Here is a 25,233-nt window from a genome sequence, read left to right as displayed (position 1 = left end):
ATCAGGACCTGGGGCACATAAAAATGGTTTGGAAGTTGCGAAAATAGAAGATGTATCCGATGATATATAGGATGATGTTTTAGATATTTTCTAGAAACGCAAACACAATGCAACCACAACTCAAGGAGGACTTCTAGTTATGATAAACCAGAGCACATTCAATACACCTATTACCCGCTTATCCACCGCTTCCGAAAAGTGGGACGGGCTGGAGCACTTCTTTGGTGTGACAGATGCACTCCCGATGTGGGTTGCCGATATGGATTTTGCCGCTCCGCCTTCTGTTATCGAAGCTTTGCAGACACGGGTGGGACACGGTATTTTTGGTTACACTCTGCAGACAGATGCTTATCAAGCGGCCGTTATCAACTGGATGGAGCGCCGCCATAACTGGACAATTCAATCAGACTGGATTGTATTTACACCAGGCATCGTACCCGCACTCAGCATAGCCGTACAGCAATTCACTTCACCAGGTGATGCCGTAGTTATTCAGACTCCGGTGTATCCTCCTTTTTATGATGTAGTGAGAGGTCAAGGCCGGGAACTGCTCACCAATCCATTGCTTGAAAAGCAAGGACATTATACGATGGATCTGGAACAGCTGGAAGCAAGCTTCCAGACCGGCAAGGTCAAAATGCTGATTCTCTGCAGCCCTCACAACCCGGTTGGTCGGGTGTGGACCCGGGAGGAGCTGGAAGGACTCGCTTCGCTGTGTCTGAAATATAATGTACTCATCGTATCAGATGAGATTCATGCCGATCTTATATATGAGCGCGGTGCTCATACACCGCTTAGTCTGATCTCGGAGGAGATTGAAAACCACAGCATCATCTGCACAGCACCGAGCAAAACGTTTAACATTCCTGGTTTGTGTACATCCAACATCATTATTGCAAACGCTGATTTGCGTGAACGCTTCGCTCTGGGTGTACGGACGATGGGCCTGTCCAGCATCAGCACATTCGGGGCTACTGCTACCATGGCTGCATACGATGGAGGCGAGGAATGGCTTGACCAGTGTCTCACTTACATTCGAGGTAATATGGAGTATGTGCAGCAGTATATTACAGAGCATATACCTGGCATCAACGTGCTTCTGCCAGAAGCAACCTACTTGTTATGGGTCGATTTCCGCGGATTAGGCATGACTCATGCGGAATTAACCCGCAAACTGCTGCATGAGGCCAAGCTCGCCTTCAACGATGGCGCTGTATTCGGAGCAGAAAGTACCGGGTTTATGCGTATTAACGTTGCTTGCTCACGTGCTACGGTTGAAGAAGCGATGCGCAGATTATCTATACTGTTTAACAAGTAAGCTTAAGGGTGCTCCAGGAGTCTCGCCATGCTGAATCATGGCGGACTACAGGGCACCTTCTTTATATTGGTTACTTGGGACGATTGCTAACCTCCTGACCTACCTTATCGTAGATTTCGGATATCTTCTGCTCTAATGTATAGATGGTTTGTCTCGCGCTCGCCCATTTCTCAGCCGCAGCTGCGAGTGAATGCAGAGCAGTCAATGTACGTGCAGGATCAACCTTTTTTAATGTTTGCTTGAAGCTGCGCAATGCGTTAGAATAGCGTTCTCTGGCCAAGCTGACTTTCTTTTGGGCTGTTTGTATCTGCTTTTTTACAGCAGTTGCTGCATTTAACACGGTTCTCAGACGCTTGATTTCAGCATTCTTCTGCTTTCGAGCTTCAGCAAGGTTTGCCTTCCTCGTTCGAATATCCTCCCTTGCCAGCTTCACCAACGGCTTCAGCGTCTCGGCCTGAGCCTGAAGGGCTGCTCTCCATTCCTTATTCTGGACAGCCTTGGCAGCAGACAATTGTTGGTTCAGGGAACGATAGAGGTTAAATAAAGGCTCATAACGTGCTTGTGTGTCCTCAAGCGACTTTTGGAGAGCCGTCAGCTTGGCTGCATCCGTCTCGCGTATTGCCTTTCGAAGCTTCACAAGTTCATCCGCATTCGCTTTGTGAAGCTGCTTGATTTTCTGCTGCCATAGCCCTTCCTGCGTCTTCCATTCCCCTGTGCTTTCATATGCTCGCAGCAGGGAGCGCTTGGTCGATGCATCAGCCTTGTTTAATACGGTATCCCAGGCTTTCTGTGCATTGACATTCAGTTCCAGCCCCTCCCCATACACGGTTGCTGCATCCCAGGTCATTCCCACCCCGAACATAAACATAAATAAGATTACCCACTTAAACAGGCCTAGTTGATTCGGTGTTCCGAATGCATGTAATCGTTTGTCTGTTCCGGATACACGTCGTTGTTTATTCATCTTTTTTCCCCCTTCATCACATCAAAAATAGTGATTAAACCTGCGTTGCTATGACCACTGAACAATTCCCGACACGACAAAAAACACCCGTAAGTCAGGCTTGTGCCTGCTCTTACGGGTGCTTCCCCATCAAGACGTTCCATATGAGATTCAGTGAAATAACAAATCGCTTGAATCTTTTCTTTTTCTAATATATTCCATACAAGGCATCTGGTCAAGCTAAATTCTCACATCACGAATACAGCATTATTTGTCCAGCAAAATGGCTCTCATCTCTTCGGTCAGGTCATCCTCTTTCAATATCATATACGCATTCTGACCTCTGATAAAATTGAGTTTGATCTGATAGATCGTGTCATTATCTGTGTAAAAACCGGATCTTCGGCGCTGGAGCAGCTCGCTAATAATTTTTTTGTTTTTGGTCACGATCATTTGGTCGCCTTGGGGATTAGTGTCTATAAACTGCGAATCAGCATAAACCAGCTTGACGTTGCCTGGACTGTTGATCTCCTGTTTGATGAACTGGGCAGAGGCTACCTCGTCTGCAGACACCCGCAGCTGATCATACAGCTTGTTTTCTTTCAGCCACTCGATCAACCGACTATAGCTCGGTTTAATCTCATACGTTGCGCTGCGATTGGCACGATCCAACATCAGCTTGGAAGAGGATGCATCCGGGTAATTCATGTAAATTTCAACGGACGCAAATGTCTCCCATGGTGACAGCTGATCGTCGTACGATTGATTCAGAATTTCCGATTTCAACAAAGCCTTGAATTCGCGAACCAACTGTGGATTTGTGATAAACGCTGTCCGATCCCCGTTGTAACCTGAGCGAATTCCAATGTGCCGAACATCACCGTCCAGTACATATGTTTCGTACCTGGTCGTTTTGTAATCATCCCAGTTTTTCATGCCCATCAGCTCCTGCTGAAAATCGGACGTTGGAATGTAATATAGCCGCGATAATGTTTTACCATTTTTCAACTGATAATCAATTCTGACTTCTTCTTCATCACGTATAGTCCGGTTCATCCCCATTTGTCGCAAAGACAGGTCCGAAGCCACAATTTTCTGATGTAGTGTAACTACAGCGTCAATATATCCCGCATTTGCGGAATAAAATTGATCGTCGTCCATCTTTATACTTTGGTTATCCACATAAATGTAATGGTCTCCGCCAATTCGTACCTTCTCCACACGATCACTCGTTGGCACGTTTGATGCATAACCGTTCCAGTCTGCGACAGGCACGTACAGAATCAGTGCGGCGGCTATACCGTATACAGCAAACCTTGGCAGCAAGGTGCTGTTCCAGATAAGCCAGCTTTTGCGTATAATCATCTCGGCTCCCAGGTATCCTGCAATACCCCCGATCATGTAGCCAGCGACACCCCACATTTTGGAACCAGGGGGTTCAATCATCGTAAAATAGGCTCCACTGACCAACACCACCGTAAACATGAATCCAAAACGGAAGATCGGCTTCACGATGCGGAACGTTATCGCCTGTGTTGCCGACTCCACATGACGTTTACGATAGAATATGTACGTCAGAACAATCAGGATTACAGTCAGCGCAGCGTAGATTCCGAGCTCATTCCAGCCTGGAGGCGTGTTATTCAAGATGCTGATGCGAGCGATCGGAGATATTTTTCCACTGTCAAATCGAAGCGCGCTATCTGGAAATCCTAACAAATAACGTTGCAAGTGCAATACAAAAACTTCCCAGAAGAGCAACGGAATCAAACAGATGGCATACACGGTAAGTCCTTGCAAAATGGACTGTCCGATACACATGCCTACCGCAACCGTCAGCGTAAACATGAACAAAGAGACAATGCTCATGGTCACGCCCCACATCCAGACCGATGTGCCATCAAAAATATAGGCAGGCTCCTTCAAGACAGCAGACACCCAGCCGGTAACTCCAGCCGTAATCCAGATTGGAACCAGAATCATCACAAATCCGGTCAGCAGGTTCATTGTAAGCAGATGTTTACGCTTCAGTGGCAGACTGTGATACAGATCGGAAGGTCCACCAGCTTGGATATAACGAAACAGAAACAATCCCATCACTACCGGTACACTTATCGCAAAAAACCAAAGTAATTCTCCTCTTACCATGAACAAGCTGTCGATTTTCACTGCATTTTCCCGATATGCTGTTCCGATGGTCAGCGGGAGAGATAATAATAAGAGAAGCAGATAAATAAGACCAATCCATCCGTGCTGCCTGAAATTTTGGTACAGGATGCCGCGGTTAAAGTTCAATCGGTTGAATATCATACCCTGCACCCTCCATTTCATAGATAAAAATTTCCTCCAGCGTCAGCGGCAGTACATCCAGCAGATACGGATCATGCAATCGGAATTGGGCGGTAACATCTTCACGATGACCTTTAACAATGTACAAGGAAACACTTCCTCTTTTTTCTTCATGCAAAATGTGGACTTGTTCTTTCAGCAACCGGGCATGATCCGGGTGGCGAAAAGCAATCTGAATTTTATGTGTATCGGCCTTGAGGTCATCAAGATCTTTCTGAACGATAATCTTGCCCTTATGCATGATCGCAACATGATCGCAGAGGTCTTCAATCTCCCGCAAATTGTGGGAGGAGATGATGATTGTAACCTGGCGCTCGGCCGCTTCCTGAAAGAGCAGGTTTTTGATCTGCTGGCGCATGACAGGGTCGAGACCATCAATCGGTTCATCCATGAGCAGTACCTCAGGCATACAGCTGAGTCCCAGCCATACCGCAGCCTGACGGCGCATGCCCTTCGACATACGATGAAGCTTGCGTTTTACATCCAGTTTGAAGACAGAAGCCAGCTGCTCGAAACGCTCATCGCTCCACCGCGGGTAGACAGAACGGTAAAATGCAGCCATATGGGTAATCGTCGATTGCGGGAAAAAGGTGGGTGCATCGGCCATGAAAATCGTGCGACCCTTCAGGTCCAGATTTTCGTAAATTTCAGCCCCGTCAATGTGTACCGTGCCGCGGTCCTGACGGTATATGCCGGCGATGATTTTGAGCAGCGATGTTTTACCTGCTCCGTTGGAACCAAGCAAGCCGTAAATCGAACCTTTATGTATGTGCATACTTACACCATCGACGGCCTTTTCCTGTTCAAAAGCTTTGATGACTTGATTGAGCTCAATCATGAGACACCTCCCTCTCTATACGGACCATCGCTTCTTCAAATAAAAGAGTCAGTTCCGCTTTGGTTAAACCGGAATACGAAGCTTCAGCGATAAGTTTCACCATAGACTCTCTGATCTCATCTTTCATCGCTTCATTCGGATGTTCCACAGATGATGATACGAAGCTCCCTTTACCCGGTATCGAATAAATATAACCCTCACGTTCCAATTCACGGTATGCCTTCTGAATCGTATTCGGATTCACGGTGAGCTGTGTTGACAAAGCTCGGACGGATGGAAGCTGCTCATCGGGTTTCAGGACACCGTATACGATCATTTCCTTGATTTTGTCCACCAGCTGCTCATAGATCGCCTTACGGCTGCGTACATCCAATTCGAACATCCGGCACCTCCTCTCATAAAATGTTGATAATTACTGTGCTGTTATTACTGCTGTTGCGCCTATTACGGCCAGTGAGATCGTAGGTGAAATTCATGATTTACTTAGGTGCTGAGGTGCTTTTATCAGGAAAATCACCTTGAGTGAAGTTCACCTGCTGCATGTGTGCTATCCATCACGAATACCACCTTCGGTGAGGTTCACCTGCTGCCTGCGTGTTATCCATCACGAATACCCCCTTTGGTGAGGTTCATCTGCTGCATGTGTGCTATCCATCACGAATACCACCTTCGGTGAGGTTCACCTGCTGCCTGTGTGCTATCCATCACGAATACCACCTTCGGTGAGGTTCATCTGTTTACGTTCTTCGGTCTGCATTGAACCACCGTACTAACCGTACTACTATTAATAATACAGTTAATACAGATTGTCAATATGTTAGATGGATTCAATTTTTGGTTGAGGAAAAGTATGCACAGGTAATCAATATGATATAATTAACATAAAGTTACGTACAATGCTTGGTGCTGACGAGTGTACTCTGTAATGCGTGATATAATTTGTATATCGTTTGTTATACGTTGTTGAAGTAACTGATGTAAGAGAAATGAAACGTTGAAGCAAGGAATGATTGGCTTAGATCATGTGGAAGTATGGACAACAAAAAAAGTTGCATTACATTTAGGCTAGTTCATATGACTGATGTCAGCTTTTTCAGCGAATGTATGGTTTGGCGACTAATGTAATCTTATGTTGTGAGTGGTCTGTCACTTGTCCTTCTCTTACCCCTTCGTTATGATGAAAGGAGTTAGTTTGGTTAGGTTAAGGTGGATCGTGTTAAGGTGAATTGAGTTAAGATGAATTGCGCTAGGTTTGATCCAATTTTGAACGATTATTGGATTGTCTAGTCCAAGAGTTGATCTGAGAGTAGATTTCAAAGTAGATTTGAACCGCGCCTCAGAACGTCTCGAATCCGTCCACCACCCGCGCACATTTTTGTATTTTGTTTAGCAAAAGGTGGACACTATTTTATAAACAACACACCACAACCTCTAATCTACATATAGATTAATTGGTTTATTAAATTTATTTTATATCTATATATAGAATTCGAATGACTTGCAGGGGTATAGTAGCTTTTTGAAAACATTGTCCACTCTTTGAAAGACAAAAAGACTAAATTTGTTCTTTTCCAATGGACACAGCCTCTTATAATCTTCAGAATGTACGAATCATACAGCTTATAGCTGATAAATAATAACGTCTTGGTAAGGAGCATTTCGAATATGACTGAACAGCAGCCTGTTGAACGTAATAACAACAGTGTTACTCCCTCGGTTGAGGGCGGCAAATCCCCAGAGAGTAACGTTAACATGGATGTCTCAATAAATATTGTTAAGGGCACAATTGCTACTACTGATACTGACATTGATACAGGCATAGATACAGATACAGACATAGATACAGATACAGACATAGGTACAGACACAGGTACGGCTAAAGATACACATGCTGAAATGTTGATAAACACAGATTCAGTTGCAGGTACAAATGCCGAAGCTGGTACAAATATCAGCTTTGACACATACGTAGAGGCGGAAAAAAGCAAGGGAGCTTCTGCGAACGTATCAGGCAGCTCTTCACGTATACTGATTGTGACTGCAGTTGATGCGGAAAAGGATGCGATTCTTCGGGGGCTGGGCGACCATGCCGCAGATCACTTTGATGTGATTGCGGCGGGCGTTGGCCCTGCCTCGGCCGCTGCCGGAACTGCCGCTGCCCTGGCTTTTGCTTCAGCAGCGGCAAGTGCACATAAACTGGCGCAGGGCCCCGCTGCGCCAGAGGAATCGGATGCGGCACAGGCATCTGCCGCATCCTGGCCGGGGCCCGCACGCGGGACCGGCAACGGGTCACCAACCTACAGGCTGGTGATTAGTGCCGGCATCGGCGGCGGGTTCCCCGGCCGTGCGCCCGTCGGCTCCCTTGTGGTAGCCGACGCTATGGTTGCAGCCGATCTGGGCTCGCAGACGCCAGACGGCTTCCTCTCTGTGGACGAGCTCGGATTCGGCTCGTCCCGTGTGGCGGCGGACGCGGAGCTTGCCGCGCGCCTTCGCCATGAGCTGCAGCGGGCAGGGCTCGCTGTCAGCGGAGGCACTGCGGTCACCGTGTCCACGGCGACCGGAACTGCGGAGACGGCCGCGGAGCTGCTGCGCCGCGTGCCGGATGCTGCCGCCGAAGGCATGGAGGGCTTCGGCGTAACAACAGCCGCGCAGCAGTTCGGCCTGCCGGTGCTCGAACTGCGCGGCATATCTAACGCGGTCGGTCCACGCGACCGCGACGCTTGGCGCATCAAGGATGCCCTCGATGCGCTCCAGGCAGCAAGTTCTATTTTACGGGAGGTTATCACATCATGAATATTGCTTTTTCCCCTTGTCCTAACGATACTTTTATCTTTCACGCCTGGGTGCATGGATTGATTCCAGGTACACCTGAGCTTGAGGTTCGCTATGCGGATATCGATATAACAAATGGCCTGGCCGCCAGCCCACTCGGACCGGATATTCCAGAAATTATGAAAATTTCCTATGCGGCACTCCCCTATGTTCTGGAGAATTACGCTTTATTACCCGCTGGAGGTGCACTCGGCAGAGGCTGTGGCCCTCTCGTTCTAACAGCTAATGGCACTACCGATCCTGCATATCTGTCTGGACGCCGGGTTGCTGTACCAAGCGAGCGTTCTACAGCCTATCTCTTATTCCGTCTATGGGCCGCACAAAATGTACCCGGCGGTGTAGGTGAAATTGTGGTCATGCCTTTTGATAAAATCATGCCTGCCGTCCGCGACGGTCAGATTGATGCCGGACTGGTTATCCACGAAGCACGTTTTACGTATCAAAATTACGATCTCAAACTAATGACCGACCTCGGCAACTGGTGGGAGAGTGATACGGGTCTGCCAATTCCACTTGGTGCTATTATTGCTCGCCGTGATCTGGATGCTCAAGCTCTGGCTGGCTGGGCACGTGCATCGGTCGAGTACGCTTGGGCACATCCTGAAGAATCAAGACCTTATGTCATGGAACATGCACAAGAAATGGACCCGGCTGTAGCTGCTCAGCATATCGACCTGTATGTCAATGAATTCAGCGCAAATCTGGGCGAGGATGGATACGCTGCAATCACCGCTCTGCTTGGACGAGCCATGAAAGAAAAGCTGGTTCCCGAGTTCGATCTGAACCTGTTACGAATTTAGTTGCTGAGCTGAGCGGGGAGAGAGTTACTATGTAAAGTGCTGGTAAAGTAAAGAGTAAAGAGCTGCATCCTTCGCAGAGCTAATGTGTTCAATCACTTAAGTATATTTCGTGGAATTTTCGGAGTTCATCATCTGGGCCAACGCCAATTAAGTGTGTGTCAACCGCTAACGATCCTGACAGACCTTATTTGTCCATTTTTCGTGGTCTGCCAAATCTAACGATTCCCAGCAACCTTATTTGCCTGAAAATCACTCTTTTCGACCTCGATCTGGTCTAAATTACTGAAATAGCGTTCCTACGAATCGTTAGAATTTCTCAGCCTGGACTCGAGACGCTATTCAGCTATTCAGTGCTTGGTTAGCTTACTATATATGCTGCATATTGCACCATTGTGTGCTATTTATTGCTTGGCACCGCATATTGCACCATTGTTTACTGTATATTGATTCGCACTGCATATTGCACCATTGTATGCTGCATATGGATTGGCACTGCTTATTGCGCCACTGTGTGCTGCATATGGATTGGCACTGCTTATTGTCAGCACTGTGTGCTGCATATGGATTAGCACTGCTTATTTGCACCACTGTGTGCTGCATATTGATCCGCACTGCTAATTGTCACCACTATATACTGTAGTTGCACCACCGCTTATTGTGCATCACAATATATTTATCCGTTGCGTATCAAAGGGCAGTCCTTTTCTTCGGCTTTACGTCAACAGGACTGCCACTTTGTTTATGGTTATGAGGTCAATACTTCTACGAGTGAGCTATCCTTTGTTCATTTTCTTCTGCCGCATTCTCCTTCCTCTCCCTATTATTACTCTTTGTATTGCTCCTTGTATTGCCCTTTGTACTGCTCTTTGTACTGCTCTTTGTACTGCTCTTTGTACTGCTCTTTGCAGTACTCTTTGTATTACTTTACATTCACTTATCTCTTTTCCGGTATCTTCTCTTCTCTTCTTTTCTATACCCTTCTCGTCTCTCCTCTTCCATTCAATTAACTTACATTCTATTCTCCTCCATTCCTTTCCTTTACATCACTTCACTTCACTTTCCTCATCCTTCAATTTTCTTCGATTCAGATATTACGGTTCGAATCATAGAGTGTAGTGCGTCAAGCATCATGGAAAGCGGCAAAGACGGTACGGACGGCGCCATAGCAGCAATTTCAGTTGAAGCCGGGAAGTGTACAAAGCCTGCCTGCACAGGAAGCTGCTCTATGCGAATGTAGTCCAGCACCCGATACATCGTGTTATTGCATATATACGTACCTGCGGTATTCGAGACAGCGGCGGGGATGCCTGCAGCCACCATATCATTGACCATTGCCCGGATCGGCAGAGTGGAAAATAATCCATCAGGACTTCCCGCCGCAATCGGCTCGTCCACAGGACGCCGACCCTGATTATCCGCATAAGAGCCGGACGGAATATCTTTTACATTAATTGCAATGCGTTCTGGTGTTATCGCTGTTCTGCCTTTCGCCAGTCCACATGCAATAACGACATCCGGCTGAAAAGCCTTCATCTCTGCAATCAGCAAATCTGCACATTCATCAAAATGCACAGGCAGCAGCACGGTTTTGAATACAGCTCCCTCCACTGCTTCATGTTCCAAAGCCTGCATCAATGCTGCCGTTGGATTCACAGTATCCCCGCCAAACGGCTCAAACCCGGAGATCAGAAACTTTAACATTCACCCTACTCCCTCCTGATGTAAAATAACAACAGCAAAACTCAATGCCCAGCGCCCCTTATACCACCACCTTGTCATGAGGCAGGGCGCCGTGTGCTGGGAGCTGCAATTCCTCGCCATCATTCCTGAATTTCATCCAGGATTGTTTGAAAACGCTGAAGGAAGCAGATTTTTACCGAATCTTCGTTTCAAGTCAGGAAGTTTGTCACAGGCGCACCGAGGACACGCCAAAGGAAAGCACGCAGCAAGGAGCAAAAAACGGCTAAAGATTGCACTTCAGCGGGTTTCAGCTAAGGATGAACTTCGGCAGGTTTCAGCTAAAGATGCACTCCAGCAGGTTTCAAGACACGCCCTCACCATGCTGGAAATTCTTCGCTGCTTACTCTGATTTGTAACGTAATCCCCATTGGCGGCGGACGGTGTCCATCAGCTTCATAATTTCGAGTGATTCATCAAGCTTCATAGTATGGCTCTCCGTGCGGCCTTGCAGAATACAGCGTCCAGCCTCTTCTGCCTCAAATGCATATCCGATGCAAGTCCGATCATCCACGTATTTCTCAGGCTCATCCTGACCGTTCAGATGTAAATATGCTTCCTTGCCTGCCAAGAAAAAAGGTAGCCGAATTCGGCCTTCCGTTCCATAAATAACAGCCTCATTGTTCAGATTCAAGCGAATGGCACCATTGAGCGAAGCAGAACGCCCTTCGGAGTAGGACAATAATACAGAGAACTGTTCATCTACACCGGTCTCCCCGATATGCGCAGTGCTCCATACATGCTGCGGCTGTTCACCAAAGATCATCGATGCAAAGGAAATCGGGTACACCCCCGCATCCAGCAGCGCGCCGCCGCCCAGATCAGGGTTAAGCAGACGTCCTTCCGGCTCCCAGCCGATACGAAAGCCAAAGTCTGCCTGTACCATCCGCACTTGTCCGATTCGTCCTTCCGCAATCCATGCACGTGCTTGAGCAATCGGGGGCAGGAAGCGGGTCCACATCCCCTCCATCAGAAAAAGCTTTCGCTCCCTCGCCGTTTCCACCAGCTGCTCCAGCTGACGAGAATTCATCGTAAACGGTTTCTCACAGAGCACTGCTTTGCCTGCTTCCAGACAAGCCATCACATTTTCCTTATGTACCGGGTGCGGGGTTGCCACGTAGATGATATCGATCTCAGGATCTCGCAGCAATTCATCATATGAAGCGTAAGCGTGTTCAAAACCATACTCGGCTGCAAACTTCTCGGCGCTACCTGCCGTCCGTGAACCGACCGCTGCCTTTATTGCGTTTCCGGCATGCTCCAGATCTTTGGCAAACTGGGATGCAATCCACCCCGTCCCCATAATGCCCCACCGCACTTTGTCCCGTTTCTCCATAAATACACCCTCCTCAAAGAAATTTGCTGCTGCCGATCCATCACTTCAGAACATTTCATCCAGTCCAACATCGTATCTCTCTTATTTTACCAAAAAGAAGCACTCCCGTCAGAAAATGATGCTCGCGCGAGTTACATTTCATTTTGCGCAGCAGATTTGCTAAGATGGGTTAGAAACAAGCTGAGAATACATATAGGAACGCGAAAATACAAAAAGGATTCATTCTCTGAAAGGAAGGTACGCCATGATCAGCAAAAGGAATATCGACCATAACCGCATACCTTCAGACAACGAGCTGCCTGAACGCCCATGCGGCGATAATAATAAACGCTCCACCCCTGATGCCGAGTCTGCTCTAACGCTAGATTGTGGCACTACTGAATATGCAAACAATACCAGTTCTATCAGCACTTCAAACTCTTCTAGAACTGCCCGCACTAACAGTCCTAAGACCATACCTTTGTCAACTAAAGATACGAAGACAATAGCTTTCACAGAACAGGGCAAGTCTGCCTCTTCGAGCTTGGGCTTACATAAAGAGCTTGAGCATTTTCTGAAGCATGCCTTGCTTGAGCTGCGTCAAGCGAAGCATATCAACACTCACCAGCCATTTCAGTGGCATAAAGCTGCACTCACACATCACACTTTTATATATATGCACCGCTTCACTGGCACCTTGAATGCTAACGGCGAGCTGTCTCGTATCATGCGTAAAGCGGCCTGCCTGTTCACACCTGGGACAAGCCTTGAACTTGTATCTGAAGCCGATCACGAAACTGAGGTGTACATTATTGAGTACGATCTGTTCCGGGCAATTGAGAAAACAGAAGCGAGACGCATCTATGAACGTGAACTGCATTCACCTGTTACCGGATTGATTCAAGGACCTTTTTACGGCATTCAACGTATTACGGCACAAATAACTGAACTCGCACAATCCGATCATGAAGCCGCATCCCGTGATATCAAAGCACAACTGCTGCTAACCGACCTGCTCCATATGCTCTGGCCTGAAGATAACAAGTCCGCTGCCGCTGAAGAGAATCGAAACAATCCCGAGGCGTGGCTAAAAACAACCCTTCGATACATGCAGCAGCATTACATGCATGAGATCAAGCTGGATACACTGGCTGAACTGGCCGGAATGCATCCGTCCTACTATTCGCAACTGTTCAAAAGCCGAATGCAGAAAAATCCGATCGAGTACATCACACATCTGCGGATGAACCGGGCCAAGGAGATGCTGCTCACCTCCGATCTTCGCATTCGTGATATCGCGCGCGAGGTCGGTTACAGGGACGAATTTTATTTCAGCAGACGCTTCCGCAACTTTGCCGGATATGCGCCGACTGCATATGCCAAACAGGTCCATCGCAACATTGTGTCCCTCTCCTACCCGTATACGGACCACTTGATGACCCTTGGCATTACGCCTTGCGCAGCTCAGATTCAAGGCCATTTGCCTCACATGCCTAATTCGCTCAAACTGCCTTTTCATGCCTATGAGCCTTGGGAGCAGGGTCGTCAGGCTTTTCTGGATGTGCATCCCGAATTGATTCTGACCAAGGATAATGCCGCAGCCAAAGCGATGGAGCATATTGGTGATGTCGCTCCCATCATTACGATTCCATGGAACGAAACGGACGTCTTCGGCCATCTGGAACGCATTGCTACCATTGTGGATCGTACGCGAGCGGCTAAAGACTGGCTGGACGGGCATGAGCGCAAAGCCGAGCGTGCACGCAAAAAAATCAAGGAGCTTGCAGGCAGCCTTACGGTTGCTGTAGGCACATTGACCGCCAAAGGTCCACGGATGTACAGTCATCGCAACTTCGGTCATGTGTTCTATCGTACGCTGCAGCTCGCTGCTCCCCCGCGTATCCAGGCTGAACTGCACGGAAAAGCTCCTGGAGTCGGCTATAACTGGATGCCGTTTACACCCGGGGAGTGGCATGGTCTCGAAGCCGATGTGCTGGTGCTTGCGATAGACAACATGCATAATCGAGCAACATTGCTGCAAAAATTAAAGAATGATCCGTTATGGAGCAGCCATCCTGCCGTGCGCAACGGGCGGGTGCATCTGGTCGATTGGAGCGCCTGGGTTGTCTACGCTCCATATTCCATTAACATCCAGCTCGAGGAAGCGCTCTCGATGTTGACGAGCAGGCCTGTACTTTTGTAATCTAAAAAATGTCCATTTCCCAAATCTTAATTTATGCCATGTACGGGCCTGGATTAAGATTTTATAATATTCACTAATTGATAATGATAATCAATAACAACGAAAGATGTTATTTGTTATAAAGGAGTGACCCGTATCCAACATCCGGGACTGCCCCAGCGTCCGATTACTGTTAAACGATCCGCAATCACCGTTGGCCTGATGTTTTTGTCCGCCGCCGCCGTCCTGCTGATCAGTATGTTTGTTGCCATCTCGTTGGGAGCCAAAGGGTTAACGCTTGAAACGGTGTGGACAGCCGTATTCAACTACAACCCTTCCATGACATCTCATCAGATCATCCATGAGCTTCGACTGCCGCGTGTACTGGCTGCCGCTGTAATCGGAGCAGCCTTTGCTGTAGCGGGAGCGCTAATGCAGGGGATTACTCGCAATCCTCTGGCCGATACTGGCATACTCGGGATTAATGCAGGAGCAACCTTTGTCGTAGCGCTAAGCTTTGCCTTCTGGCCGGGATTACCCTATGGCTGGATTATGCTGCTGTCCTTCCTTGGGGCGGTGCTTGGCACTCTGCTCATCTTCCTGCTCGGGATGGCTGCACCCGGAGGGCTGAGCTCCATCAGGCTGACCGTTGCCGGAGCCGTTATTGCCGCTATGCTTGGCTCATTAAGCACAGGCGTCGCCATTTATTTTGACCTGAGCCAGGATCTGGCCTTCTGGTACGCAGGGGGTTTTGGAGGTATCGAATGGCGCCATCTGAGTCTCATTCTTCCCGTGCTGCTAGTTACACTGCTACTCACCATGCCTCTCGCAAGGCGTGTATCGCTGATGTCACTCGGTGAAGAGGTAGCTCTGAATCTGGGACTTAATCTGCGCTGGACCCGCTTGCTTGCCCTCGCTGCTGTCGTTGTGCTCGCAGGGGTATCTGTATCAGCAGTAGGCTCCATTGGCTTTGTAGGTCTGGTTATTCCGCACATGTCCCGCAAACTGGTGGGTGTAGATTACCGGCTAATTATACCGATGTCCTCCCTTCTGGGCGCGATCCTGCTGGTACTGGCTGATCTCGGGGCACGTATTGTGAATCCGCCTCAAGAGCTGGCAGTAGGGATCATGGTTGCTTTTGTCGGCGTACCGTTCTTCCTCTATCTGGCCCGGAAAGAAAGGAGGGCTTTGTAGTGGTGAAACGGAAAATTGCATCCGCAGCGAGCATTTTCGGCAGGTTCAATCAAACCTTCAATCAAATCTCCCGGGGTAAGAAAGCGCTGATCATCAGTGCTGTGCTGCTCATTCTTGCAATACTGGTCATCATCATCAGCCTGAATACAGGCACCGTGCGAATGTCTCCTGTAGCTGTACTTCAGACTTTTCTGGGACAGGGAAGTGAACAGGATCAGATCATCCTGTTTGATTACCGCCTGCCGCGAATACTCGTGACGGTGCTTGCCGGGGCTGGATTGGGCATTGCAGGTGCTGCTCTGCAAGGTATTACACGCAACGCCCTTGCTGATCCGGGGATTTTGGGTTTGCATGCTGGAGCTGCATTCGGGCTTATCGTGTTTGTAAGCCTTTCGTTCAGCATGGACACCTCTGTGGCTCTGTTGATTCCGATCTTTGCTTTTGCCGGAAGTGTCGCTGCCGCCTTGATCATCATGCTGCTGTCCTACGACAGACATAGCGGGGTGTCTCCGATCAAGCTTATTCTGGTCGGTATTGCCGTGGCCGCCGGATTCCATGCGCTCACCTTGTATCTGTCGCTGCGTCTGGATGAGGACACGTATTCCTTTGCAGCACGCTGGCTTGCAGGCAGTGTGTGGGGCCGCGACTGGATTCATGTCCAGGCTTTGCTTCCCTGGGTAGTGCTATGTATCGCCTATATCTGGAGTCGCTCCAAAACGCTGGACGCTTTCCATCTGGGTGATGCAGCTGCAACCAGCATTGGAACACCTGTCCGCTCAAGGCGTATTCTGCTGCTTCTCTGTGCTGTAGCCTTGTCCGCAGTGAGTGTATCCATGGCTGGAGGGATCGGTTTTATCGGGCTTGCTGCCCCTCATCTGGCCCGCAGACTGGTCGGGCCGATACATCGGCATTTGATTCCCGCTGCCGGACTGATCGGCATGGTCATTCTGGTGACGGCCGATACGGTTGGCCGAACAATCTTTGCACCAAATGCCATTCCGGCAGGTGTTGTTGTAGCCGCGATCGGTGCACCCTATTTTTTATACCTGCTGGTACGAACCAAATGATAATGAAGATGAACCATTCGATACACTTTATTCAAATTCAATTACATTACACAAGATGAATCCAATAGAAGTTCAAGGAGAATGACAAATATGTTGAAGAAAAATCTAATGCTTTTGCTAACCATCAGCCTGGTGCTTGTACTTGCAGCCTGCGGGGCAGCCAAATCGTCCACGTCTGGCTCTGATGCAGCAAACCAAAACACAAATACGAGCAGCTCGGCTGACAATGCCGACAAGACTACGGCTTCAGGTGAACCGCGAATTGCATCCATGTCGATTCACCTGACTAATGATTTACTTTCCCTGGGCATCACCCCGGTCGGCTCCGTTATTGGCGGCGAAGCAAAGGGGTTCCTGTCCCATGTCGCTGACCTCCTGAAGGATACAACACCGCTCGGCCCTGTAAAAGACCCGGACATGGAGGCACTGCTTGCCCTTAAACCTGATGTGATCTATCTGGATGAGGAATTTTCTGGTGATGATATCGCCAAATTCGAGAAAATTGCACCAGTGCATGTATTCAACCTCGACAATGGCACTTGGCGTGATCATCTGAAGGAGATTGGCAAGCTGGTGAACCGCGAGCAGCAGGCCGAGAAATACATTCAGGATTACGAAGCGGAAACGAAGGAAGTGAAATCTCTGATTCATAATCAGATCGGGGATGGTACCGTGATGGCCATTCGTGTCACGGCCAAGGAGCTGCGTGTATTCAGCACACGCCGTCCAATGGGTCCTATTTTGTACGACGACCTCGGGTTGACTCCAGCCAAAGGCATCAAGGAGATGGATACCGCCAAGCCGTATCAGGTCGTATCACGTGAAGTGCTGCCAGACTATGATGCTGATGCCATTTTTGTTGTGGTAAACTCGGATGATGAAGCACAAACGATGTTCAAGGAGCTGCAAAACAATCCGATCTGGCAAGGCCTGAAGGCTGTCAAAGCCGGACATGTATATCCAATCGGGGCGCAGCCTTGGCTTGATTATTCCTCGATCGGCAACAAGATGGCAATGGACGAAGCGAAAGAAATGTTTTCTAAAAAGTAAATCAAGCTTTACCTCACGCTGCAACCAACAAAAAAACCTCGCTTTGGCAAGGGAACCACGTTAACAAGACGGTGAGCACGATGCTCATGCTCCTGTTCAATAGGCCTAGGGATAAACACTAACAAAGTGTTACAGCTCTCTATGCCTTGCGTTTCCCTTACCAGGCTGAGGTTTTTTTATTTTTTATCCTAATCATTACACCGCACACACAACGATCTCAATATCCATATCTGCAAATGTATTCTGAATAATGATGCTAACCTTCTCCCACTTCAACCGGTCCAGTCCGCAGCCGATTCGGGGCATAGCCAGCCGGGTAATCCCCTGCTCTTCACAGACTGTCCGCATGGACTCCACTGCCTGGGTTAATGACAAATACGTCGGTTTGTTGGAGAATTTAGCTTTGGTAACCAGATTCAGCGTCCGTCCAACCGGATAACATTTGCCGATCTCAAGCGGCTCCTGCCTGGCCTGCTCCTGAAGGGATTGCAGATCAAACCTCTCCCGAAACTGCACAGCGATCCCCTTGCCCATCCGTGCATCAGCCGATATGCAGTGTGCCAGGGAATAGTCCTCCTCCAGTTCAAACAAATCCTGCTGCCGTTCATCAAACTGCATGTAATATCAATCCTTTCCTGCGATGTGGATTATACTCCACCACTCCGTTTCCTAAAGTCTACGCCAGCATTCGGCGGAACGTCTCCAGCGTTCGTTGTCCTGCGCTCCGGTCAAATACGGCAAAGACGATACGATCAAAATAATCACGGTATCGCTCCTGAACCAGTACATCCGCAAAATAAGCTGCCACCTGCGCAGGCTCATTCCGAAACACACCACAGCCGAAAGCCCCCAGCACAATCGTTCGATGACCTTGGGCAGCCGCAACCTCCAGAATATATCGAATACGCTGCTTCATCACCGCATGAATCTGCTCATCCGTTGCTTCCTTCCGCTCCTTGACCACACCTGCATTGACTGCTGGTGCCGTAATGAATGAACTGGTATAGTATTGATCGAGCAATCGATCATTGTCATCCCGGATCACGGGCACATGTGGTGAATAGATCATATAATCTGAATAGAGACAGGAGCGCTGCTTGCGATTATACTCATACATCTCGTGCATCTGGGCAATACATGGATACAGCCCGGTTGCACGTGCCAGGCTTTCCTCCTGAGCCTGACTTCCGCCAAGAAATCCGCCACCCGGATTTTTGGCCGATGCAAAATTCAGACACACAACATCCGTTCTTCCTTCCTCCAGCGTCAGACGGGCAGCTGCCGCCAGTGTCGTTTCTCCTGTTACTTCGATCCGCGCCATTTTTCCTTGAGATACGATAGAATCCTGCTGGTTCCCTGATGAGTTAACAGCCTCCCCATTGCGCAGCTTTTCCTTCAAAAGAGATAGCTCCGAAGGGCGATAAAGCACGGAGTTCTGAATAGCCTGCTGCATATCTTGCTTGATATGAACGGCACGGTCATATCCATTCACGTACGTACCTTCTTCCAGAATCTCCAACGTCTGATGGGCAATACGCGAGCGTCCGGAACGCGAGTTGACGCCTGTGCGGTCTGCTGATGCATTAGATCTATTAGCTCCATTAGCCTTACTATTGTATTGGTTATGTTTATTGTTTTTTTCGTAATAACTCATTTCAAGCATCTCCTATCTCTTCTCTCAGACGTGTCAGAATCTCTCCGAGCCAGTTCGTTCCTCGCCAAGTCGAGCGATTACGAATACGCGGATTATCTTCGGCAAGTCCCACACCCCATATCCGGTCATCCGGGCTTGCTTCCACAAGTGTTGTACCACGAGTAGCCAGCAAAGCAGCCAGCAGTTCCTCGTTCTGTGTAAATTTTGCCTGATTGCCTTCATAAACAATGCGCTGGCATTCGGCTTCCCATACGGTCTGGTCAAAACCCTTGACCTGTCGGCCCAGCTTTTTTTGCACCGATGCCGAATTCGTGCTCATGATTTGCTCTGCGATCTTCTGATCGCCAAAGAGCAGCGCTTTCTGATGCATCATATATTGCTCCGCACTGGTGTATTGAAGCCCGTTCACGATAAAATGGGCCGGGTGCCACTGGGAGAATGGTGATGCTGTGTGCCAGAAAAACGTAAACTTTTCCATCCTCATATCACCTCCCTCTCGGGATTCAACCGATACAAGCGGGATGGCCGATGACCCGCACTGCTTGCATATTCCCCCGTCTCGATTACCCAATCTGCCATTTTGCGCCGAAAGGCAGCAGCCAGCAGTTTTTTGCCGCTAATGATCTCATACACCTTCTGCAGCGCGGTCAGTGTGAATTTCTCAGGCATCAGATTAAACGCAATATCGGTATATTCAATCTTGGCGCGCAGCCGCTCCAGCGCATAATGAATGATTTTGGCATGGTCAAAAGCAATTCCCTGAGCCTGCAGCAGACTCAGACTTCTGCTGCGTACACGCCCCTGCACCTGCTCCTTCGTCTCCACTATGGCCGTTAGCTGCTCTGTTCCGTTGCTCAGCATGAGCTGAAGTCTGCGCTCCGTCACCCGTCCATGCTCGTGGATATGCCGCTTCTCCTCAATCAGCCTCTGCTCCACTCGAAACCAGCTTGCTTCACTGGCATCATCGCCGGCTTCAAGCTCCAGCTCACTGCTGTCCACCAATGCCATGTAAGAGCAGCTGATTACGCGTGTACGCGGGTCACGGCCCACATCTCCCCATGTGTATAGCTGCTCCAGATAGATGTTATCCAGCCCCGTCTCCGTCTGCAATTCTCGCCGCGCCGCATCCTCCAGTGATTCCTGCATGGATACGAATCCCCCGGGCAATGCCCATTGGCCCAGATAAGGGTGACCTCCCCGGCGAATCAGCAGTAACCCAAGCTCAGGTTCCGCAAGCTTACGATAATTCTCTTGTTCTTCACTGCGAATCGTAAATACCAGCATATCGACAGTGACTGAAGGACGTTCATAATCTCCTGCATCATATGTTCTGAGAAATTCCTCTTCGCTTATAGCCGGCAGCTCCTGCCGCACAGAGCTCAGCACAGGTTTGCTCCGATCAAGCTGTTCTGCATGTAGTTCAGCCTGAGCCCCTGTATCACTTGCAGCTCTATTCTCTCTATTTCCATGAGACATGATTATGCCCCCAATCTGTTATTAACATTTTGTTATTAACAATAAGTTATTATCAATGTAGCATATTCGCTATATGCAGGTCAAATCATGTGCAGCTCGTTTTACACCGTACCTCCAAGCGCAGCTCGGACACGCGGCGCCCTGCCTGATAACCAAGGTCATGACCATCAGAATCCCTGCACCACGCAAACATCAAAAAGCCGTCGCCTGGCTCTATAACATACAGAGCAAGCACGACGGCATTTTTTCTTTCCAGTGAGTTCGTAGAACTTCATAGTGTAGTGTTCAGAGTCCAGCCAGAGGTTGATTCACCTTAAAATATGCTGTCCGGGACATAGTATATTTTCTGCCCGTTCTTTTTGTTTCCAGGGTCTGTGACAATTGTAAAGTAGACATTGCCATTCTTGTTCTGCACACCCTCAATTTCATGTTTTCCGACATTCGTTATTTTTACAAGAGTCTGATACGTGCCTGAGCTCGAAATTTTAGCAATCTGAGGTGTATCTCCTTCAGCCCCGCCGGAAGTAAATATTTGTGTTTTACCTAGCAAGTCCGCGCCCTGAAAAGAACCATTCGGTTTAATAATGCCACTGCCCGACTGCGTGAAACTGGAAACTGCAGCTTTAATGGCAGCAGAGCTGTCCATCCGGACCTGCTTGTTCTGGTCAAGCAGCCTGTTGAGTGCAGCCGTATCATATACGGACCACACCACTTTATCTGTGCTGGATTTTCCGCCCTCCCTCGTTTGAATCCGGAATACGGTATAATTGCTGTTGCCACCGCCATCCACTCGATATGTCGTACCCTGCTTTGAACCCTTTTTGTTCGCGTAGTTCATATAAGTGAACCGATGCAGATCGGTATAATTCACCGTCTTACCTGCCTGATATTGAAGTCTTGCTACCTGAAGCGACCAGTAATAAGACGTTGATGGATCTGCTTTGGAGCTAAAATAGAAATAGTTCGATCCATTGTACGTATACATATCCAGTGTCTGGCAATGACCACTGTTTGTAATCGTCATATGATCCACATATTCTGCATTGCTGCCTTTGATCAGCAGTCTGGAGAGATGACATGTCCCATTTACACGCTGCGTAACGTATACATATTTACTGGCGATATATGCCTTTTGAACAGCTTTATCATACTTGAGTCCTTTAAGATTGTACGCCAGCTTGGCCGAAGCATTGACCGTTTTTCCCGGAGAAGCGGCAAAAGCCGGCGCAACAGACACCAGCAACAGGATGAATGCAAGAAAAGAAGATATTAGTGTTTTCCATTGCATGGCCGTAAAGCGCCGAGATTGATGATTAGACATACGATTGCCTCCTTTGTTACCTATGTTTTTTGAACATATACGCTCTGATCGGCGGCCTCTGAATTCAAACTACACCTAATAGATAATACCATATTTTCCATATTTATAAACACCGAACTCTAAAATCGTTTACACTGTATTTTTTAGTACGACTGTGCTATATTGTTTTTAATTCGTTTGTATTAATTAAGGAGGGCTTCATGAAACGTATTGTCTTACTGGATATTCTTCGAGGTTTCGCCATTGTTGGAACATTAGGAACAAACATCTGGATTTTTGCTTATCTGGGTGATCTGAATCTGGTATTTGGCAATGCACTTGAGCCGGGGTGGAGTTCAGGGGATCGCTTGCTGCAGACCATCATGCTTATACTGGTGAACGGAAAATTTCTAGGCATGCTTACGCTGTTATTCGGTGCTGGCATGGAATTGAAACGTCAAAAAGCGGCTCGCGACGGGTATACCTGGCCTGGAGTTTATATCTGGTCATGCGCACTGCTGCTGCTGGATGGTCTGCTTCATTACCTGTTCGTGATGGAGTATGATGTGCTGATGAGCTACGCTGTCACAGGTATGATTGTTTCTCTGATCATTCATCGTTCCCGGCGTTTTATGCTGATAATGATGGGAATCGCGGGTAGCATCCATGTGATCGGCGTTACAGGAATTACAGCCCTGCTGGCACTTGAGCCCGGTTCAACCTTTAACGGGATGGATATGATTACCCGGCTGTATGCTACCGGGACATGGTGGGAGCAAGTGATGTTCCGGCTGAGCAATTTTGGATTTTTCCGGGCCGAGTCCATCGCGATTATTCCTCTGAATGTCTTTCTATTCCTGCTTGGATCACTGCTTATGCGGACAGGTGTATTCTCCAGCGATGAGCCCGGGCGTCTCAAACGCCGTAAACTGATGATCATCGGGCTTGGAGCGGGTATTCCTCTGAATCTGCTGCTGCTTGTGCCAGGCGGCATGATGGACATCTGGGTACGTTACATCAGTGCCCCCGTGCTCACGCTCGGTTATGTCGGAATCATAGCTATGATCATGGAAAAGGGAAAAATCCCTGGAATGCTGCGTCGATTCGGGGAGATTGGCAGAATGGCGCTGAGCTGTTACATTTTACAGAACATCATCGCCTCTGTACTCTTCTATGGATGGGGCTTCGGACTTGGCGGACGGCCGTCCTCTATCTTCATTTTGTTGATGTGGCTTGGCATCTGTCTGATGTTAATGCTGTTCTCGCACTTCTGGCTGCGAAAATATAAGCTAGGTCCGGTAGAATGGCTATGGCGCAAGCTGTCCATCTCGCCCGCACCCGGAAGAAAGTCACAGGAAACCTCAATATAAATAACCTTCATGCCAAAAAGGGCTGTCCCACGCATCAATGATTGATCTTGATCAACGACCCATGGATGTGAGACAGCCCTGCTTGATTGAAATTGAATAACGAACCCAGCAAGCTATACTCCCTCCTTTGTGCGCTGGTCTTACTATTTACTATAAACGGTTTGCTGTTTCTGTCTGTTGGTAAAGTCCGAGGCACAAGTCTGTTTCCTCTCTCCCGCTATTAATTCGATTCAACAGGCAAGCACAATGTAAATGTTGATCCTGTACCAAGCTCACTCTGTACGGTAATTTTACCGTTATGATCCTGAACTATTTTTTGACAAAGCGCAAGCCCCAGACCCGTGCCCTCCTCTTTGGTTGTAAAAAACGGATTAAAAATAGAAGAAAGCGAACCTTCAGGAATTCCGCTGCCTGTATCAGATACAGTGATAAGTACCTTATCCCCTTCCTTCAGCATATCCATATGTACCTCTCCAGGGTCCGACATTGCTTCAAACGCATTACGAATCAGATTAATCAGAACCTGCACAATTTTATCCCTGTCCATGTTCACGTACACCGATTCATCCTTCATATCAAGGATAATTCGATGCCCTCTTGAGGCTGCGTCCGATTCAGTCAAAGACATCACACGCTCCAGACACTGTGCCAGCTTCTCCGGCTTCATATGATTGACTTGCGGCTTGGAAAATTGTAAAAATTCGCCCGTCAAATCGGTAACTCTCGTCACCTCACTCATAATCACTTCATACCACGGTGCAATATTAAAGGCTTGTCCACGGGACAGCTGCAGAAACCCTCTGATCGCAGTAAGTGGATTACGAATCTCATGAGCCATGCCAGCAGCCAACTCTCCTACCGCCCGCAGTCTTTCGGAGCGAAATATTTCCTCTTCATTTTTGATCCACTGGCTGCGTTGCTGCTGTAACAGCTGGTCCTCGGCAGTGGTCATGAATTGCTGTAATGTCTGTGACAAACCCGGATAACGCGAGATGCTATAACCTACTTGCAGTCCCTGAAGCTCATTGGCCAACAAACAGGATACCCTTTCCTCAATATGCTGTATTTGCGGCAGCACGATGGCAAATCGGTCACCTGCATACCGCGAGATGCCGTAGGCTTCCGGAAACTGGCTTGTAATCATATTGCCTGTACCTGTGATGACCGAGCACCACGGGTCTTCCGAGGCTTTTTTGTATCCGCTGAAATTATGTACATTCAAAAGCACTAACAGGAAAGATCCCTTTTCCTCCATCGTCTTATGAAGTACCTCCATATAACCTTCATAGTTCAACAATCCCGTGAGAGGATCATGGAGAGTAAGAAACTGATTCTTTTCCCGAAGCTTGCGTTTTTCCGCTTCACTATTCATCAACGTATGATATATAACAACAATGACAACGGAGGTCAGCAGATCAAATATAGATACCAGTAAACTGTACGCATCCATCACCGAAACGTAAGAAAGTCGGATCACGGTGTACTGCAGCATAAGGAGCACAGAGATCGGCAGTGTTTGGTTGAGCTTCTGTTTGTTCTGAATCATGGAGAGGATAAGCATATAATAGAGCAGGTTACACCAGTTCAATTGACTGAAATAATGAAATGCACCAAGGATTAGCCATTGTATCACTCGTAATACCGGATAACGCCGCTCTCCCCATATGCTCGCCACTAGCAATATACCTGTAACCAGCATCAGGATCGGATGAGATGTTTGTCCCAATATATATGAGGATATAATGACAAGCAGACAACCTAATGGGAATATTACCATCTTCATTGTGTAACTTAGCAAATAGCCTCGC

The 25,233-nt window shown here is 48.3% G+C and carries 22 protein-coding genes; 9 read left to right on the top strand and 13 right to left on the bottom strand.

Going from position 1 to position 25,233, the window contains the following annotated elements:
- Positions 1–139 precede the first annotated feature (139 nt).
- Positions 140–1,318, top strand: coding sequence for a MalY/PatB family protein (locus ACQSGY_RS16440; protein WP_427052669.1), 1,179 nt, complete (start codon positions 140–142; stop codon positions 1,316–1,318).
- 70 nt (positions 1,319–1,388) lie between these two features.
- On the opposite strand, the gene ACQSGY_RS16435 is transcribed toward ACQSGY_RS16440, so the two are convergent.
- The 4 genes from ACQSGY_RS16435 to ACQSGY_RS16420 all read right to left on the bottom strand — a co-directional run bounded on the left by ACQSGY_RS16435 (position 1,389) and on the right by ACQSGY_RS16420 (position 5,830).
- A complete protein-coding gene (locus ACQSGY_RS16435) occupies positions 1,389–2,282 on the bottom strand; it encodes a hypothetical protein (RefSeq protein ID WP_427052668.1) in 894 nt (297 codons plus the stop codon).
- A gap of 246 nt (positions 2,283–2,528) precedes the next feature.
- Positions 2,529–4,571, bottom strand: coding sequence for a hypothetical protein (locus ACQSGY_RS16430; RefSeq protein ID WP_427052667.1), 2,043 nt, complete (start codon positions 4,569–4,571; stop codon positions 2,529–2,531).
- Positions 4,546–5,448 carry an ABC transporter ATP-binding protein gene (locus ACQSGY_RS16425; protein ID WP_427052666.1) on the bottom strand — a complete coding sequence of 301 codons (903 nt, stop codon included), beginning with the start codon at positions 5,446–5,448 and terminating at the stop codon, positions 4,546–4,548. Before ACQSGY_RS16425 ends, ACQSGY_RS16430 begins: the two co-directional genes overlap by 26 nt.
- The gene (locus ACQSGY_RS16420; RefSeq protein ID WP_427052665.1) at positions 5,441–5,830 is read right to left on the bottom strand and encodes a GntR family transcriptional regulator; all 390 of its coding nucleotides are present in this window, start codon (positions 5,828–5,830) and stop codon (positions 5,441–5,443) included. The genes ACQSGY_RS16425 and ACQSGY_RS16420 overlap by 8 nt, the downstream gene beginning before the upstream one ends.
- Before the next feature lie 1,643 nt (positions 5,831–7,473).
- Between ACQSGY_RS16420 and ACQSGY_RS16415 the strand changes: the two genes are divergently transcribed.
- On the top strand, positions 7,474–8,241 hold the full coding sequence (locus ACQSGY_RS16415; protein WP_427179451.1) for a futalosine hydrolase: 768 nt from the start codon (positions 7,474–7,476) through the stop codon (positions 8,239–8,241).
- A complete protein-coding gene (locus ACQSGY_RS16410; RefSeq protein WP_427052664.1) occupies positions 8,238–9,080 on the top strand; it encodes a 1,4-dihydroxy-6-naphthoate synthase in 843 nt (280 codons plus the stop codon). Before ACQSGY_RS16415 ends, ACQSGY_RS16410 begins: the two co-directional genes overlap by 4 nt.
- Positions 9,081–9,481: 401 nt before the next feature.
- On the opposite strand, the gene ACQSGY_RS16405 is transcribed toward ACQSGY_RS16410, so the two are convergent.
- Together ACQSGY_RS16405 and ACQSGY_RS16400 are read right to left on the bottom strand one after the other, a co-directional pair.
- Positions 9,482–9,640 (bottom strand): hypothetical protein, encoded by a 159-nt coding sequence (locus ACQSGY_RS16405; protein WP_427052663.1) that lies wholly within the window; start codon positions 9,638–9,640, stop codon positions 9,482–9,484.
- Between the two features lie 502 nt (positions 9,641–10,142).
- Positions 10,143–10,781 (bottom strand): pyroglutamyl-peptidase I, encoded by a 639-nt coding sequence (locus ACQSGY_RS16400; RefSeq protein ID WP_427052662.1) that lies wholly within the window; start codon positions 10,779–10,781, stop codon positions 10,143–10,145.
- A gap of 91 nt (positions 10,782–10,872) precedes the next feature.
- Between ACQSGY_RS16400 and ACQSGY_RS16395 the strand changes: the two genes are divergently transcribed.
- Positions 10,873–11,169 carry a hypothetical protein gene (locus ACQSGY_RS16395; protein WP_427052661.1) on the top strand — a complete coding sequence of 99 codons (297 nt, stop codon included), beginning with the start codon at positions 10,873–10,875 and terminating at the stop codon, positions 11,167–11,169.
- Here ACQSGY_RS16395 and ACQSGY_RS16390 read toward each other — a convergent pair.
- On the bottom strand, positions 11,161–12,153 hold the full coding sequence (locus tag ACQSGY_RS16390; protein WP_145403585.1) for a Gfo/Idh/MocA family protein: 993 nt from the start codon (positions 12,151–12,153) through the stop codon (positions 11,161–11,163). The two genes, ACQSGY_RS16395 and ACQSGY_RS16390, sit on opposite strands and share 9 nt — an antisense overlap.
- 523 nt (positions 12,154–12,676) lie before the next feature.
- Between ACQSGY_RS16390 and ACQSGY_RS16385 the strand changes: the two genes are divergently transcribed.
- The 4 genes from ACQSGY_RS16385 to ACQSGY_RS16370 all read left to right on the top strand — a co-directional run bounded on the left by ACQSGY_RS16385 (position 12,677) and on the right by ACQSGY_RS16370 (position 17,625).
- Positions 12,677–14,335 (top strand): helix-turn-helix domain-containing protein, encoded by a 1,659-nt coding sequence (locus ACQSGY_RS16385; RefSeq protein WP_427052660.1) that lies wholly within the window; start codon positions 12,677–12,679, stop codon positions 14,333–14,335.
- 201 nt (positions 14,336–14,536) lie between these two features.
- On the top strand, positions 14,537–15,508 hold the full coding sequence (locus ACQSGY_RS16380; protein WP_427179449.1) for a FecCD family ABC transporter permease: 972 nt from the start codon (positions 14,537–14,539) through the stop codon (positions 15,506–15,508).
- Between the two features lie 65 nt (positions 15,509–15,573).
- Complete coding sequence (locus ACQSGY_RS16375) at positions 15,574–16,575, top strand: FecCD family ABC transporter permease (protein ID WP_427179447.1); 1,002 nt, start codon at positions 15,574–15,576, stop codon at positions 16,573–16,575.
- A gap of 93 nt (positions 16,576–16,668) precedes the next feature.
- Positions 16,669–17,625, top strand: coding sequence for an ABC transporter substrate-binding protein (locus tag ACQSGY_RS16370; protein ID WP_427179445.1), 957 nt, complete (start codon positions 16,669–16,671; stop codon positions 17,623–17,625).
- A 195-nt stretch (positions 17,626–17,820) separates the two neighbouring features.
- Here the strand turns inward: ACQSGY_RS16370 and ACQSGY_RS16365 are convergent, their stop codons facing one another.
- The 5 genes from ACQSGY_RS16365 to ACQSGY_RS16345 form a co-directional block, all read right to left on the bottom strand.
- Positions 17,821–18,243 carry a macro domain-containing protein gene (locus ACQSGY_RS16365; protein ID WP_427052659.1) on the bottom strand — a complete coding sequence of 141 codons (423 nt, stop codon included), beginning with the start codon at positions 18,241–18,243 and terminating at the stop codon, positions 17,821–17,823.
- 58 nt (positions 18,244–18,301) lie between these two features.
- Positions 18,302–19,279 (bottom strand): TIGR02452 family protein, encoded by a 978-nt coding sequence (locus ACQSGY_RS16360; RefSeq protein ID WP_427052658.1) that lies wholly within the window; start codon positions 19,277–19,279, stop codon positions 18,302–18,304.
- Between the two features lies 1 nt (position 19,280).
- Positions 19,281–19,757 carry an NADAR family protein gene (locus ACQSGY_RS16355; RefSeq protein ID WP_427052657.1) on the bottom strand — a complete coding sequence of 159 codons (477 nt, stop codon included), beginning with the start codon at positions 19,755–19,757 and terminating at the stop codon, positions 19,281–19,283.
- 2 nt (positions 19,758–19,759) lie between these two features.
- A complete protein-coding gene (locus ACQSGY_RS16350; protein WP_427052656.1) occupies positions 19,760–20,755 on the bottom strand; it encodes an NUDIX hydrolase in 996 nt (331 codons plus the stop codon).
- A 313-nt stretch (positions 20,756–21,068) separates the two neighbouring features.
- Positions 21,069–22,076: a hypothetical protein gene (locus ACQSGY_RS16345; protein WP_427052655.1), complete on the bottom strand. Its 1,008-nt coding sequence runs from the start codon at positions 22,074–22,076 to the stop codon at positions 21,069–21,071.
- 200 nt (positions 22,077–22,276) lie between these two features.
- Here ACQSGY_RS16345 and ACQSGY_RS16340 point away from each other — a divergent pair, with 200 nt between their 5' ends.
- Positions 22,277–23,425, top strand: coding sequence for a DUF418 domain-containing protein (locus tag ACQSGY_RS16340; RefSeq protein ID WP_427052654.1), 1,149 nt, complete (start codon positions 22,277–22,279; stop codon positions 23,423–23,425).
- A 220-nt stretch (positions 23,426–23,645) separates the two neighbouring features.
- On the opposite strand, the gene ACQSGY_RS16335 is transcribed toward ACQSGY_RS16340, so the two are convergent.
- On the bottom strand, positions 23,646–25,208 hold the full coding sequence (locus tag ACQSGY_RS16335) for an ATP-binding protein (protein ID WP_427052653.1): 1,563 nt from the start codon (positions 25,206–25,208) through the stop codon (positions 23,646–23,648).
- Positions 25,209–25,233: the final 25 nt, after the last annotated feature.

Source organism: Paenibacillus sp. TC-CSREp1, from assembly GCF_050171015.1.
GTDB lineage: Bacteria > Bacillota > Bacilli > Paenibacillales > Paenibacillaceae > Paenibacillus > Paenibacillus silvae.
This window is presented reverse-complemented; position numbering and strand designations above follow the sequence as displayed.